General features: G+C 38.3%; 14 protein-coding genes. 3 read left to right on the top strand and 11 right to left on the bottom strand.

Annotated elements, in window-relative coordinates; translation table 11 throughout:
* Positions 1-25: 25 nt before the first annotated feature.
* The 6 genes from CVS93_RS01260 to gltX all read right to left on the bottom strand — a co-directional run bounded on the left by CVS93_RS01260 (position 26) and on the right by gltX (position 4,843).
* Positions 26-715, bottom strand: coding sequence for an MqnA/MqnD/SBP family protein (locus tag CVS93_RS01260; protein WP_087585446.1), 690 nt, complete (start codon positions 713-715; stop codon positions 26-28).
* Positions 712-984 (bottom strand): barstar family protein, encoded by a 273-nt coding sequence (locus tag CVS93_RS01255; protein WP_087585445.1) that lies wholly within the window; start codon positions 982-984, stop codon positions 712-714. Before CVS93_RS01255 ends, CVS93_RS01260 begins: the two co-directional genes overlap by 4 nt.
* The gene (locus CVS93_RS01250; protein WP_107686252.1) at positions 981-1,487 is read right to left on the bottom strand and encodes a ribonuclease domain-containing protein; all 507 of its coding nucleotides are present in this window, start codon (positions 1,485-1,487) and stop codon (positions 981-983) included. Before CVS93_RS01250 ends, CVS93_RS01255 begins: the two co-directional genes overlap by 4 nt.
* Before the next feature lie 9 nt (positions 1,488-1,496).
* On the bottom strand, positions 1,497-2,123 hold the full coding sequence (upp, locus tag CVS93_RS01245) for a uracil phosphoribosyltransferase (RefSeq protein WP_107686251.1): 627 nt from the start codon (positions 2,121-2,123) through the stop codon (positions 1,497-1,499).
* A 90-nt stretch (positions 2,124-2,213) separates the two neighbouring features.
* Positions 2,214-3,467 carry a malic enzyme-like NAD(P)-binding protein gene (locus CVS93_RS01240; RefSeq protein WP_087579563.1) on the bottom strand — a complete coding sequence of 418 codons (1,254 nt, stop codon included), beginning with the start codon at positions 3,465-3,467 and terminating at the stop codon, positions 2,214-2,216.
* On the bottom strand, positions 3,464-4,843 hold the full coding sequence (gltX, locus tag CVS93_RS01235; RefSeq protein ID WP_107686339.1) for a glutamate--tRNA ligase: 1,380 nt from the start codon (positions 4,841-4,843) through the stop codon (positions 3,464-3,466). Before gltX ends, CVS93_RS01240 begins: the two co-directional genes overlap by 4 nt.
* Positions 4,844-4,913: 70 nt before the next feature.
* Here gltX and CVS93_RS01230 point away from each other — a divergent pair, with 70 nt between their 5' ends.
* Complete coding sequence (locus CVS93_RS01230) at positions 4,914-5,744, top strand: peptidylprolyl isomerase (protein WP_021091056.1); 831 nt, start codon at positions 4,914-4,916, stop codon at positions 5,742-5,744.
* 92 nt (positions 5,745-5,836) lie between these two features.
* Here the strand turns inward: CVS93_RS01230 and CVS93_RS01225 are convergent, their stop codons facing one another.
* The gene (locus CVS93_RS01225; protein WP_107686250.1) at positions 5,837-7,933 is read right to left on the bottom strand and encodes a TonB-dependent receptor; all 2,097 of its coding nucleotides are present in this window, start codon (positions 7,931-7,933) and stop codon (positions 5,837-5,839) included.
* Positions 7,934-8,226: 293 nt separating this feature from the next.
* Complete coding sequence (yedE, locus tag CVS93_RS01220; protein WP_107686249.1) at positions 8,227-9,285, bottom strand: YedE family putative selenium transporter; 1,059 nt, start codon at positions 9,283-9,285, stop codon at positions 8,227-8,229.
* Positions 9,286-9,420: 135 nt separating this feature from the next.
* Here yedE and CVS93_RS01215 point away from each other — a divergent pair, with 135 nt between their 5' ends.
* Positions 9,421-10,620: a molybdopterin molybdotransferase MoeA gene (locus CVS93_RS01215; RefSeq protein ID WP_107686248.1), complete on the top strand. Its 1,200-nt coding sequence runs from the start codon at positions 9,421-9,423 to the stop codon at positions 10,618-10,620.
* A gap of 17 nt (positions 10,621-10,637) precedes the next feature.
* Positions 10,638-11,639 carry a TerC/Alx family metal homeostasis membrane protein gene (locus CVS93_RS01210; protein ID WP_107686247.1) on the top strand — a complete coding sequence of 334 codons (1,002 nt, stop codon included), beginning with the start codon at positions 10,638-10,640 and terminating at the stop codon, positions 11,637-11,639.
* Positions 11,640-11,758: 119 nt separating this feature from the next.
* On the opposite strand, the gene CVS93_RS01205 is transcribed toward CVS93_RS01210, so the two are convergent.
* Genes CVS93_RS01205 through CVS93_RS01195 form a run of 3 tightly spaced genes read right to left on the bottom strand, consistent with a single transcriptional unit; the run spans position 11,759 to position 13,991 of the window.
* On the bottom strand, positions 11,759-12,322 hold the full coding sequence (locus CVS93_RS01205; RefSeq protein WP_107686246.1) for a MotE family protein: 564 nt from the start codon (positions 12,320-12,322) through the stop codon (positions 11,759-11,761).
* Entirely contained in the window at positions 12,322-12,699 is a 378-nt protein-coding gene (locus tag CVS93_RS01200; RefSeq protein WP_234400065.1) for a flagellar export protein FliJ, read from the bottom strand. Before CVS93_RS01200 ends, CVS93_RS01205 begins: the two co-directional genes overlap by 1 nt.
* A gap of 41 nt (positions 12,700-12,740) precedes the next feature.
* Positions 12,741-13,991, bottom strand: a complete 1,251-nt coding sequence (locus CVS93_RS01195) for an adenylosuccinate synthase (protein ID WP_054196124.1) — start codon at positions 13,989-13,991, stop codon at positions 12,741-12,743.

The raw sequence follows: 13,991 nt of genomic DNA, 5'->3' as shown, positions 1-13,991 counted from the left end.
TAGCTTCTTGGCAGCTGCTAAGAAGCTATAAAAATTTAATTCTTTTTGCTACTTTTAATAATCTATTTTCTTTAAAAAATTTTCTGAGTGATTTTTGCTCTTTTGGACCTATTTTGTAGCTTATAAATTTAAGATACCACTTGATATCTTGCTCACTTATGCCGCGACTTTTAGCATACTGGGCTAAGATATAGTTTGGGATCTTTACATTTTTTTGTAGAAATTTTGCGACCAGTTTTTTGTAAAACGAGCCATTTTTTACGTAAGAAAATCTACCAAAAACAAATGGCAAATTTGTCTTTTCGTGCCAAATTTTACCAAGATCATAAAAGCACTCTTTACCCTCGCTTAAGTATGCCTTTAGCGCCCTGTCGCCTATGATCACCTCGCCATTTAGACGAAGCACCTTGGCTAGGGCGTTTGAGCTAGCAGAGGCAGGATCTGGCTTTGGGGCTGAGTTTTTGCGCACAAGCACGCTTTTTACATCGTTTTTGGCGACTATTCCAAAATTTAGCTTCTTTAAATTTGCCTTTTTACTAGCTATACTTGAGATCACCGCAGCGTCGATCTTTCTAGCATTTAGCGCCCTATTTAGCTTACTTGGCACGCCCTTTTTAAACTCGATCGCCTTTTTTATCTGAGAGCTTAGTGGGGCTGATTTTAAAAAAACGTGAAATGGGAGTAAATTTAGATAATCAATCTTTCCAAATATCATTTTTCATCTTTTACAAGCTCAAATTTAACCATCTCATTTTCGTTGCAAACATCGCGAAATAGCCGAGTCAAGCTCTCTTTTGCACTATCATCCAAAAATTTTTCATTTTTTAGCTTTATAAGCGTTGGCTCATTTATCTCGCAAAGAGAGTCAAAGAGCGCGTCTAAATTTTTGCCGTAGTACTCTGGCAGATCAAATTTATTAGCAAAATACTCATGCATCTTCTCTTTTTCAGCCATCTTTTTGGCATCTAAGATCACGCTTTTCATTGCATCCTCTTCTCATAAAGCAGGTAAAAATGCTCGTAGTGATCAGGCGTGTAGTAGATAAGTCCGTCGTTTGAATATAAAATTCTCTCAGCGCCGCGCCTGCCGCCATTATAATTCACATCGCACTCAAACCACTTTCTACCATCAGCTTCAGGTAGCCTCTTTTCTCTGTTTGAAAATCTATCTCCGCCAATGCTTTTGCCACCGCTTATCTGCCATAAATTTCCACTTTTTGCATCCCAGCCAAGATCAAGTGCCTCTTTTTTGGTTATGAAATTCTTTGGTAGCTTGTTAAATTTATAGATATAAAGAGCGACCTCATCTTTTGAGGTGTATGAGCCGTTTTCTGCGAGACTCTGGCTCTTTTGTCCCTCTTTGTTTAGTTGCTCAAGTAAAATTTGAGCGTTTTTATTTGCTTCACTACCATTATTTGAAAAGAAAAAAGTACCAACAATAATAGCAATGATAAAGGCGACTAAGGCTGGCAAAAGTCTTTTATTCAAATTTTGCCCTTAAAGCGTGTTAAAAACTCTATCGCCAGCATCACCAAGACCTGGAACGATGTAGTTTTTCTCGTTTAGTTTTTCATCAATCGATGCCGTATAGACCTCGACATCTGGGTAAATTCCACTAAATCTCTTTAACCCCTCAGGTGCAGCGATGATAGAGATAAATTTGATCTCTTTAACGCCCTTTTCACGCAAGAATTTGACCGCATCTATCGCTGTGCCGCCAGTTGCAAACATAGGATCGATGATGATCGCCATGCGCTCTTTTGCATCTTTTGGAAGCTTCGCGTAAAAAAACTCAGCCTGCGCTGTCTCTTCATTTCGCTGAAAGCCCAAAAAACCTACACTCGCATCTGGGATAATGGTAAAAACGCTATCAAGCATGCCAAGAGCAGCCCTTAAAATTGGGCATATCATCACTTTTGTAGTAAGCCTTTTTGCGTCTGCCACCGCAACTGGTGTTTGGACTTTGACATCTTTTACCTTTAAATTTCTAGTCGCCTCAAAGATCATAAGGTAGCTGATCTCATCAACTAGCATGCGAAACTGAAAAGGCTGGGTGTTTTTATCACGTAAGATTGTTAATTTATGCTCGATCAATGGGTGTGAGATGAGCTTCACGTTTTGCATTTTTTGTCCTTAAATTTACTTTTTTTACAAGGTTTGTCTTTTATAAAATGCCAAGAGAAGAATTTAGCCCAAAATTTGGGCTAAATTTGATTAAAATCCTTTTGCAAGTTTGGCTTTGTAAGCCTCAACATCAAAATCTTTTACTCTCGCTACGCCATCTTCAACTGCAGCTTTTGCAACTGCTGGAGCGACCGCTGTTAGCACGCGCTTGTCAAATGGTTTTGGGATGATGTACTCTTTGCCAAATTTTAGCTCGCTAACGCCACTTGCTTTTAAAACTTCAGCTGGCACTGGCTCTTTTGCAAGCTGCGCAAGCGCTCTAGCTGCAGCCATTTTCATATTTTCAGTGATCTTTTTAGCTCTAACGTCAAGTGCGCCTCTAAAGATGAATGGAAAGCCTAGAACGTTATTTACTTGGTTAGGATAGTCGCTTCTGCCTGTGCCCATCATAACGTCACTTCTTACAGCCTCAACGTCCTCTGGATAAATTTCAGGCACTGGATTTGCAAGAGCAAAAATTATAGGCTCTTTATTCATAGATGCAACCATCTCTTTTGTAAGCACTCCTGGCTTACTAAGACCTAAAAACATATCAGCACCCTTCATCGCATCAGCTAGAGTTCTGTCCTCTGTATCTAGTGCAAATTCTACCTTTTCAGGTGTAAGGTCTGTTCTTTTTGAGTGAATTACGCCTTTGCTATCTATCATCACGATATGTTTTGCACCAAGTGCTTTATACATCTTCGCACAAGCGATACCAGCCGCACCAGCACCACTAACTACAATTTTGATTTTAGAGATATCTTTACCAGAAATTTCCATCGCATTTATCATACCAGCGCTTGTTATCATCGCAGTGCCGTGCTGATCGTCATGCATGACTGGGATATCGACTGCTTCTTGAAGCTTCCTTTCGATCTCAAAGCACTTTGGAGCACGGATATCTTCTAAATTTATGCCGCCAAATGTTGGAGCAAGAGCCTTGCAAATCTCAACGATCTTATCAGGATCGTGCTCGTCTAGCTCAATGTCAAAGGCATCAACATTTGCAAATTTTTTAAATAAGACTGACTTTCCTTCCATAACTGGCTTACCAGCGATGGCGCCGATGTCGCCAAGTCCAAGAACAGCTGTGCCATCAGTGATGACGGCTACCAGATTTGCTTTATTTGTATATTTATAAGCTAGCTCATTGTCAGCTTCTATCTCTTTGCAAGGCTCTGCAACGCCAGGCGTATAGGCCATTGAAAGGTCTCTTGACGTCTCGCAAGGCGTCTTTACCTTTATCTCGATCTTGCCGCCTATGTGGTAGTTTAGTGCTTCTTCTTTAGTTACATGTGTCATTTTTCTTCCTTTAATAAATTTTGTATTCTATTTTTCGTCTCGCTACTGCCTACTACTTCAAGCACCTCAAATATGCTTGGGCTCACGCTTGAGCCAGTTAGCGCTATCCTTAAGGCCTGAGCTAGGTCTTTTAGCTTTAAGCCATTTTGCTCTAAAAATTTATTTGTTAGCTCCTCGTAGCCCTTTGCGTCAAGGTCACGATCTAAAATTTGAGCAAATTTAGCCAAAATTTCTTTGCTATTTTCATTTATAAATTTAGCCCAAGCTTTCTCATCATAGCTTTTTGGAGCGTTGATTATCGCGTTTGCGCTATTTGCCATTTCAATTAATGTCTTTGATCTCTCACGGAGCGAATTTAGTAGTAGCTCACCCTTTACCAAAGCCTTAAAATCCACACCAAACTCAAGCATATCGTGCGCTAGCCTCTCGTAAGGCAAAGTCTTAATGTAGTGAGAATTTAGCCAGTCAAGCTTTTGAGCGTTATAGGTGCTTGAGCTTTTGTTGATGTCGTTTGGATTAAAGTATTTAAGCATATCCTCAATAGTAAAAATCTCATCATCGCCGTGGCTCCAGCCAAGACGAACGAGAAAATTTAAGAGTGCTTCAGGCAAATAGCCCATCTTTTTATACTCCATAACATCGGTTGCGCCGTGCCTTTTGCTAAGCTTTTTGCCATCCTCTCCGTTTATCATAGCGACGTGATAAAATTTTGGCACCTTAAAGCCAAGTGCCTCGTAAAGAACGATCTGTTTTGGGGTATTTGAGAGGTGATCATCGCCGCGGATGACGTCTGTTACACCCATTAGTGCGTCATCTATCACAACTGTGAAGTTATAGGTCGGTGTGCCGTCGCTTCTTGCGATGATGAAGTCGTCTAATATGTCTTCAACCTTAAATTTAACCTCGCCCTTTATGCCATCATGTATGATGATCTCACCGCTAAGTGGGGCTTTGATACGGATGACTGGCTCGATGCCAGCTGGAGGCGTGCCAGCAAAATCTCTATATCTATTATCATATTTTGGACGCTCTTTTCTTGCCTCTTGGCTAGCTCTAAGCTCTTCAAGCTCGTCCTTGCTCATATAGCATTTATATGCTTTGCCTTCTTCAAGTAGTTTTTTAACATACTCTTTGTAAAGATCAAATCTTTTTGATTGATATGTCACTTCGCCGTCGTGATCTAGCTTGCACCAAGCAAACGCTTCTTTTATGGCTTGCGTGGCCTCTTCTGAGTTTCGTTTTAAATCAGTATCTTCGATGCGAAGTAAAAATTTTCCATTATTAGCTCTTGCGTATAAATAATTATAAAGGGCTGTCCTAAGTCCGCCTATATGTAGATATCCAGTAGGCGACGGAGCAAATCTAGTAACTATCATTTTGTGCCTTATTTTTATGTTATAATTGCCCAAAATTATATTTACTAAATACTTAAATAAAGGTTTTATTATGAAAAAATTGCTCTTTTTGGCTGCTGGCATGCTAAGTGCTTTAAATTTATATTCGGCTCAGATGATAAACGGTATCGCAGCTATTGTAGAGAACGAACCAATCACGCTTTATGAAGTTTATAGCTTGAAAGAGCAGCTAAGAGCCAGTGAACAAGATGCTTTAAATTTACTCATAAGAGATAGACTCGAAGATGCTCAGATAAAAAATTTAAACATTAGCGTAACGCCATTTGAGCTAAACGATAGAATCGAATCGATCGCAAAGCAAAATGGCATGACAAATTCGCAGTTTAGAAGCTCTATCCAAGCTCAAGGCATGGACTTTTTGGAGTTTAAAAACAATATAGAAAAAAAGATGCTTCAAGAAAAGCTTTATAAAAGCATCTTGGCTGAAGCTGGCAAAAATGTAAATGAGCAAAAAGCAAAGATGTATTTTGATGCTAATCCTGATAAATTTAAGGTCTTTAGCACTGCTAGAGTCGTAGTTTATAGAGCAAAAGATCCTGAGCTACTTGAGGCTCAAAAGACAAGTCCGAAGCTACTAGACGGCGTGCAAACACAAGAGGTTAGTTTGGACTATCAAAGCATAGATCCAAGGCTTGCTGCGATCATCTCAAGCACAAATAACGGTGACTACACACAGCCTTTGCAAGGGCCTGACAGCTTTGATATGTTTTTAGTAAAAGAGAAGATCGGCTCATACACTCCAAGCTTTGCAGATGTTAAGGATAATGTTATAAACGAGCTTTATCAAGGTGAGCAAGAAAAACTTATGGCTGATTATTTTGATAAACTCCGCGCAAAAGCAAAGATTCAAATTTTAAGATAACTTCAAATTTAGCCATCCTTGGTGGCTAAATTTCTCCAAATTTCACATGACAAAAGATTACACCGCCAAAGAGAAGGCAGTGTAAATTTTAGTTAAAAAGTGTAGTGCATATTTAGCATAAACGATCTCCCATCGCCAGGTCTTGAATCAGAACGCCAGTATTTTTTATTTAGGATATTGTTTATTGCTAATGTTATTTGAGCATGTTCGTTAAAGTTATATCCAGCACTTGCATCAAATCTAGCAAAACCAGGAAGATGTTCGTCTATGACTCTACCATTGCTTGTGCGGTAGCTATATCGTTTAGAGTATCCTGTTACGCCACTTTCGACATACCATTTGTCGTTTTTAGCATATCTTAAAAAAACATTGCCCTGCCAGTTGGTTGTATTATTTAGACTAAGTTTTTCGTTTAATGGATTTGATTTATCACTTGCGATAATGGATCTCATATATCCAAGAGAGCTTCTTAGATATAAATTTTCATAAATTTTACCCAAGATATTTAGCTCTATACCACGACTTCGCTCTTTGCCACGCTGTGCCCAAGTATATGGATCATTTATAGGATCTGGTCTATATCTTATATTGTTATGCTCGATCTGAAATATCGCTAGGTTTGAGCTAAATCTATTATCAGCCCATGTGCTTTTTAAGCCGATTTCATATTGCTCGTTATTCTGCGGTTTTAGATCAAGCATTGTTGTATCGCCTATACTTATACCTATATTTCCGCGACCACCATAAGGTGCAAAGCTCTTTGAGTATGAGGCGTATGCGGTATGTTCTGGCAAAAAGTCCCACAGCAAGCCAACTCTTGGACTAAAAGAGTGCCCTTTGTAGCTATTTGTCATATCTGCAATATTTCTTGTTTTAAACTTATAAAAGTCAAACCTTCCACCAATAAGTAGCCTATATTTGTCATCTAAGCTTATTAGATCTTCTAAAAACACTCCATTATTTATAGCTTTATGCTTATTATCAGTATTAAGTGGTATGTAGCCCACACTACCCCAACTTGATCTTGATGCATATGGATTTATAGTTACATTTTTTGCACTATCAAACCAAAGCCTCGGATGGCGAGTTTCTACGCTGTTGTCATATCCAAAAGTAAGATTATGCTTAAATCTTGTAAATTCAAGCTCTTTTGTAAGTGTTATGGCATTTGAGAGTGTGTCGTTATCAGTTTGTTGTTTAGCATAGTTTTGCTTTAGTCTATTTCCAGGCATTATGGTACCACTAAAATAATGGTCAAAATTTTGACTAGCTTTTCTATAACCAAAAACCCATTTTAAATTCATGTCCTTTACTAACTCTGCATTTAGCTCAGTACGAAAGAAATGAAGCTTATCTTCAACAAAGTCTCCATCGTGAGAAAATCCCTTTGTATAATCGATACCAAGTTTATCATAGACACTTTTTGTTGGCATTCTATCAGGTACACGCCAAGCATTATCATATGTGTATTGCGCCTCAAAGCTCACCGTTCCACCATCATTTGTCACAATAATACTTGGACTTATCATAAAATTTTTATATTTTATACCATCTCTCCATGATTTTCCACGCTCCATATCAGTCGTTAGTCTTGCAGCTAATTGATTATTTACTACGTGATTTATATCGATACCACCACCATATCTACTCCAGCTGCCAACTCTTCCTGAGAGCTTATAAACAGGCATAAAATTTGCCTTCTTACTAACTAGATTTACAACCGCGCCGCCATCGCTTCTTCCATATAAGATCGAAGCTGGTCCTTTTAAAATTTCAACTCTCTCAACATTTGCTGTACTGCGTCTTATCTGACCAGAGTCTCTAACGCCATCTCTATATATATCGCCACCATCAACACTAAAGCCTCTTATCTTGATGCTCTCGCCTCTCATATCATAGCCTGCATCAATACCAGCATTTCCTTCTAGGATACTTGAAAGATCATTTGTGCCGTAGTTTCTATTCTTTTGTATATCTATATTTTCGATAGTTTGTGGCGTCTCTTTGTTACTGAGTCCATTTCTATTGATATCCGCACTATCATACGCGATATAACCTTTTAGGGTATTTTGCTCCGAGATACCTTCCACCTCGATAGTTGGTAAAACAACTGAATAATCACTGTTATTTGTATCTAAAGCCCACAGCGAGCTAAAGATCAGTGATGAAGCAAGTATACTAAACTTCATAGAATTCCTTTAGATAAAATTAAAATCGATATTCTATATCAAAATAGCTTAAAATATTTACGTTATATTGATGCTTATTAAACTTTGCTAATTTATTGTTAAAATTTAGTTCGATTTAGAATTATCGTTTGCCAAATCTTAAAACAAAATGCATTACTATTGCTGCTAAAAAATTTTAAGATTAAGGCTAGTATTTCAGTGATCACACATCAACGTGAGCTTTTTGGACTTTTTGATGAGGTGATAGATATAAAAAGTGAGTAAATTTGACTGCAAAGGCAGCCAAATTTATATTATGCTTTTTTAGTAAAAACTCCGACATAAATAGCATAGATAAAGCCGATCGCTACGGCATATGGAGCGTAAGGAGTGATGCCAGTTCCTGAGCTTGCAAGTATGAAGTTATGGCTTATCGCAGCGCCTGCTCCCATGCCTAAAACAAATACAGCCGAGCTTAAATTTCCAGCTCCCATTTGCACTAAATGTTTGCCTGGGCAGCCATAACTTAGGCTAAAGCAAAGACCAGCCAAACTCATGCCAAGGAAATTCCAAAGAACGTCATTGTGAGCGATAGGTTGAGCTTCAAAGCCAAATTTATATTGTCCAAGAGCTAAATTTGTGATACTTGCAAAAACGATGATAGATACAATGCCATAAAACATTGAAAGATCACGCTCAAAAACTTTACTAATCGCTCCAACCGAGCAAAATTTGCTTCTTTGCATAAAAATGCCAATAACAATGGCGCAAATAAGTGAGATAAAGATATTTGCGTGCTGTGAGCCTGGGCCTTTTTCTGAGCTAAATAATGCACCATTATCGCCAAGTTTTAAACCAAAGACAAGGGCTATTAAAAGCAAAATAGCAATGATTAATGGCAAAAACGCAACTGGTTTTGTAGTGGCATCATTTTCAGGTATGACGTAACCATTTTTCTTGAAAAATCGTCCAACAAAAACGCCAGCAAATAGACCGACAAGACCAGCAATAGCAGTCATATCTCCGCCGCCAAGGCGCAAAAACGCTCTCCATGGACAACCCAAAAAGATAAGGCAACCAATCATAGCAAACACGCCTAAGAAAAATCTAGAAAATGCCGCACTGCCTGATACTGGAGTGAAATTTCTACTCCAAAGCATACTTGCTAGAAAGCCTCCGATGATAAGACCTAAAATTTCTGGCCTTAGATACTGCACGACCTTAGCTTGGTGAAAGCCAAGAGCACCTACGCTATCCCTTAAAAAGCAAGCCGCGCAAACGCCCATATTTGCTGGGTTGCCAAAATAAACAAGCACTGGACCAAGAATGCCTAAGCTTGCACCTGCGATGATGTAAAGTACTGTTTTATTCATGAATATTCCTGTGTATAGGGTAAAATCAAACTGATTTCTTAAACGATATTTTAATAATCATTAAATAAAACAAAGATTAATTTTTTTAAGAGCAAAGTAGATAAAATATGCAAAAATTTCATAAAAGGGATAATAATGAAAGATTTTATGAGCTATGCAGATAGCCTAAAAATTTTAAAAGATACTATAAACGAGTGGGATAAGATCGAAAAAGTGGCCATCACAGACGCACTTGATAGAAATATCGCCTACGACGTGACAGCTGCCGAAAATTACCCAGCAAAGCCAGTTTCAGCGATGGACGGCTATGCTTTTGCCTTTAAAGATAGCCTAAGCGAGCTTGAGCTCATCACAGACCTGCCTGCTGGAAGCGACAAAGGACTGGTTATAGAGGGTAGTAAATGTGTAAAAACTTTCACTGGCTCACTAATGAGCGAAGGTACTGATACTCTTGTGCCAGTAGAAAATGTCGAGGTTGTCGGATCAAAAATACTCATCAAAAAGAGCGTGCCAAAGGGTTTTGCTGTGCGCGAAGTAGGAGAAAGCTACAAAAAAGGTGAAATTTTGATCAAAAAAGGCACACGTCTAAGCTACGCCGAAATCGCACTTCTAGCAGAGCTTGGCCACTTTCACATAAGCGTCTTTATTCGTCCAAGAGTGGCGATACTTGCAACTGGTAGCGAGATAAAAGACCTTGGCGAGCCATTAGAAAATACAGCACAAATTCACAGCTCAAATCACGTAGGCATCGCTATGCAGATACGCAAAATGGGCGCAGAGCCGGTCCTTTGCGAGATCGTAAGAGACAAGGCCGAGCTTGTCGAGAAAGCGATCATAAACGCACTAAAATCAGCTGATATCTTGGTAACAACTGGCGGTGTCAGCATGGGAGACTACGACTTTGTAAAAGGCGCTTTAAATGAAAATTTTAGCCTTATCATCGAAGGTGCTGCCATAAAACCGGGTCGTCATATCAGAGTGGCAAAGTCAGGCGATAAATATATATTTGCACTGCCAGGATTTCCGTACTCGGCAATGGTTATGTGTGTGCTTTACGTGAGGGTCCTAATAAATGCATGGTTTGGTCAAGAAGAGCCAAAGATCACGGCGATAATGGACGAAGACTATAAAAAACGCTCACCATTTTTAGAATTTACAGCTGTAAATTTAGAAAATCGTGAAGGAAAAAATTTTGTAAATCTAAATGGCAAAAAGCTTGGCAGTTCAGCGATCGTAAATAATTTAACAAACAAAGCCGCACTTTTAATGATCCCAATGGATAAAGAATTTCTCAAAAAAGGCGAGATAGTAGAAGTATTGATGATGCCTTGTTAAAATTTTAAGGATAAAAGTTGAACGCATTAGAAATTCAAACAATTATAGTTTTTCTTATAATGGCATCACTTGCCTTTGGAATAGATCTTTTTGCTCATAAACATGATGAGAAAATTTCACTAAAACAAGCTGGTATTTGGTCTATTTTTTGGATAGGAGTTTCGGTACTTTTTGGCATATATTTATATTTTGAGCGAGGCAGTGAAATAGCAAGTCTTTATTTTGCAGGATATGCGCTAGAAAAGTCGCTCTCAGTAGATAATCTTTTTGTGATGATGGCGATTTTTTCATGGTTTAAGATACCTGAAATTTATCGCCACAGAGTGCTTTATTTTGGCGTTATAGGAGCTATGATATTTAGGCTCATCTTTGTAGCCGTAGGTACGATGCTTTTTGCCATCTCGCCTTGGATGGAGCTAATATTTGCAGCAATAGTCGCATATAGTGCTGTAATGATGATAAAAAAAGATAAGTGTGATGAAGATATAAAAGATTATTCAAACCACATAGCTTATAGGGCAGTTTATCGCTTCTTTCCGGTTTTACCACAGCTTTTTGGACATAGCTTTTTTGTTAAATTTAGCGAAATTTCTAAGCAAATTTCAGATAGTCAAAAAACTACTCTTAACGATCAAATTTTAAGGCTAAAAGCTACTTGGATAGCAACACCATTATTCTTGTGCCTTTGCGTGATTGAGCTAAGCGATGTGATATTTGCTTTTGATAGCGTTCCGGCTGTCATTGCTGTGAGCAAAGATCCTGTGATTGTTTATTCAGCGATGATATTTGCAATACTTGGGCTAAGAACGCTTTATTTTGTGCTTGAAGCACTCAAAAATTTTTTAAAGTATTTAGAAATTTCTGTAATCGTGCTTTTGTTTTTTATCGCAGCAAAGCTAGCTGTAAATGCGACTGCTCATATCTTTCATCATGGTTTTGAAATTTCTGCACAAATTAGCCTTTTTATCATTCTAGCCATCCTTGGAGTTGGTGTCCTAGCAAGTTTGGTTAAAAAATAACTACCATAAAAGTATACAAGCTAAAGTTAGGTGAGCTTAAAATTAAAAATTTATAAGCAAGTGCTTTATATCTTGGTGTCTAAATTTTTTAAAATTTTGTTTGCTTGTGCAAAAATTTATTACTGTATATTTATGCTACCGGCTGGAGTTGGCATATCGCCTTTTTCATCAGCAAATGGTGGTCCTTTTTGAAGCAAAGTGGTGATCTCAGATGCTACTTTTGGATCCATTTTCGCCATGATGGTTGATATCTTTTTGGCATCAAGAGCATAAAGTATAGTAGCTGCGTTTGATCTAGGCATTTTAGATAGCACCTCAGCTGCCGCGCCATCTTTCATCTTAGAATACGACTCATTGACTTTATCACTAGTCATTGTGCGAAGTTCTTTTAAAATTTTCTCATTTTTAGCGACTACTTCATCGATCTCTTTACGTTTTTGCTCAATTAGTTTCATTGTCGCATTTAGATCGGCCTCTTTTTTGGCGAGCTTTTTATTATTTTCTTCATAAGCTGCTGCCGAGCTTGCACGAAAAGCCTCTAGTGCCTGACGCTGCTCATCTATAATCTCAAGTTCTTTTGAAATTTCTTCTTTTCTAGCTTCAAAAATTTGAGTGCAGTCAACAGGCACTTCGTAGCAAAATGCAAAATTTAGGATCACAAAAAATAATAAAAACCCTCTCATCACTGCTCACTTTTAGTAACAAATTTCATCACAGCAAACTCGTCAAGTGCAAGTACTTCGGCCTTTTGTATGCGTTTTATCTCTTTTTTGAACTCTTCTTTTTCTAGATATTTCATCTTTTCGTACTCTAAATTTGCATTTTTATATTTATGCTCGTAGTGTAAAACTTCTTTGTTAGCTATTTCAAGGCTCTCTTTGCAAGCATTTAGCTCCTGCCTTATTATATTTATCAGCTCTAAATTTTCTTTTAGCTCACCTATATTGCCACTTTTTGGCAAAACAAACTCGCCAAGTTTAGCTCTTAAACGTGCTAAATTTTCTTCAAAATTTCTCACATTAAGCCTGGCAACGGCGAGCTTGGCCTCTACCTTGTCCATTTCTTGCTTTTTTACACGAACAATAGAGGTAAATTTACTTTTCATCTAATGATTGTATCGCTTCTTTCAGGGCTTGTTGAGATATAGCCGATCTTTACGCCAGTTAGCGCTTCTATTCTCTCAATATAAGCTCTTGCGTTTGCTGGCAAATCTTCATATTTGCTTATACCTTTTACACTATCCCAACCCGCAAGTTCCTCGTAAATAGGAGTTGCATTTTCAAGATCTGTTGGCATATAATCGATAGTTTCACCATTATATTGATAAGCTTTGCAAATTTTTACCACTTCAAATCCATCAAGTACATCAAGCTTCATAAGCGCATAAGTATCGACACCGTCAAGCCTTGAAGCATATTTTACACTCACAGCATCAAACCAGCCACAACGTCTGCGGCGGCCTGTTGTTGTGCCAAATTCCTTACCGATATCACACATCTTATCGCCACTCGTACCTTTATCTTCTGTTGGGAAAGGACCAAAGCCAACACGAGTCGTATAGGCCTTTATGACGCCTATTACTTCACCGATTTCTTTTGGATTTAGTCCAAGACCTGTACAAGCACCTGCACTTATAGTATTTGAGCTAGTTACGTATGGATATGTGCCATGGTCGATATCTAAAAGCGTGCCCTGAGCGCCTTCAAGTAATACCTTTTTATTTTCATCAAGTGCCTTCCACACTAGGTTTGTAGTATTTGCGATAAATGGAGCTAAAACCTCTTTATATCTTTTTAGCTCTTCAAGTAATTCATTTTCATTAGGAATTTTTACACCAAGTGCGTCAAATACGCATTTGTTTGTCTCAAAATCATGCATCAAAGCATCACACAAACGCTCTGGCTCAAGTAGTTCGCCTACTCTGTGGCCACTTCTACTTATTTTATCAGCATAAGTTGGTCCGATACCTTTTCCAGTCGTACCGATTGCTTTTTCACCTTTTAGTCTCTCTTTTGCTTGATCGATTTGGCTATGGTAGCTTAGATTTAAATGTGCTTTATCGCTAATATAAAGCCTTCCCTCCAAATTTTCAAACTGTGCCATTTCAGTGATTAATACTTCTGGGCAAACAACAACACCATTGCCAATAATATTTATGATATTTTTATGCAAAATTCCGCTTGGAACAAGGTGAAGCGCGTATCTAACGCCATCAACCCAGATCGTATGGCCGGCATTATGGCCGCCTTGTGAGCGACAGATCATGTCATAGTTTAGTCCTAGCATATCAACTATCTTGCCTTTGCCCTCATCACCCCATTGAACTCCAACTACTAAATCAGCCTTTCTCAT

Origin of the sequence: Campylobacter concisus, from assembly GCF_003048535.1 — a bacterium.
In the GTDB taxonomy this organism is placed as follows: Bacteria; Campylobacterota; Campylobacteria; order Campylobacterales; family Campylobacteraceae; genus Campylobacter_A; species Campylobacter_A concisus_S.
The sequence above is the reverse complement of the archived record's forward strand: the minus strand, read 5'-3'. Positions and strand labels throughout refer to the sequence as shown.

Bases quoted from the DNA above. Each gene is read 5' to 3' on its own strand.
- upp (WP_107686251.1), bottom strand. From the start codon at position 2,123: ATGCAAAACGTGAAGCTCATCTCACACCCATTGATCGAGCATAAATTA.
- CVS93_RS01255 (WP_087585445.1), bottom strand. From the start codon at position 984: ATGAAAAGCGTGATCTTAGATGCCAAAAAGATGGCTGAAAAAGAGAAG.
- CVS93_RS01200 (WP_234400065.1), bottom strand. From the start codon at position 12,699: ATGGACAAGGTAGAGGCCAAGCTCGCCGTTGCCAGGCTTAATGTGAGA.
- CVS93_RS01225 (WP_107686250.1), bottom strand. From the start codon at position 7,933: ATGAAGTTTAGTATACTTGCTTCATCACTGATCTTTAGCTCGCTGTGG.
- gltX (WP_107686339.1), bottom strand. From the start codon at position 4,843: ATGATAGTTACTAGATTTGCTCCGTCGCCTACTGGATATCTACATATA.
- CVS93_RS01215 (WP_107686248.1), top strand. From the start codon at position 9,421: ATGAAAGATTTTATGAGCTATGCAGATAGCCTAAAAATTTTAAAAGAT.
- CVS93_RS01240 (WP_087579563.1), bottom strand. From the start codon at position 3,467: ATGACACATGTAACTAAAGAAGAAGCACTAAACTACCACATAGGCGGC.
- CVS93_RS01205 (WP_107686246.1), bottom strand. From the start codon at position 12,322: ATGAGAGGGTTTTTATTATTTTTTGTGATCCTAAATTTTGCATTTTGC.
- CVS93_RS01260 (WP_087585446.1), bottom strand. From the start codon at position 715: ATGATATTTGGAAAGATTGATTATCTAAATTTACTCCCATTTCACGTT.
- CVS93_RS01195 (WP_054196124.1), bottom strand. From the start codon at position 13,991: ATGAGAAAGGCTGATTTAGTAGTTGGAGTTCAATGGGGTGATGAGGGC.
- CVS93_RS01230 (WP_021091056.1), top strand. From the start codon at position 4,914: ATGAAAAAATTGCTCTTTTTGGCTGCTGGCATGCTAAGTGCTTTAAAT.
- yedE (WP_107686249.1), bottom strand. From the start codon at position 9,285: ATGAATAAAACAGTACTTTACATCATCGCAGGTGCAAGCTTAGGCATT.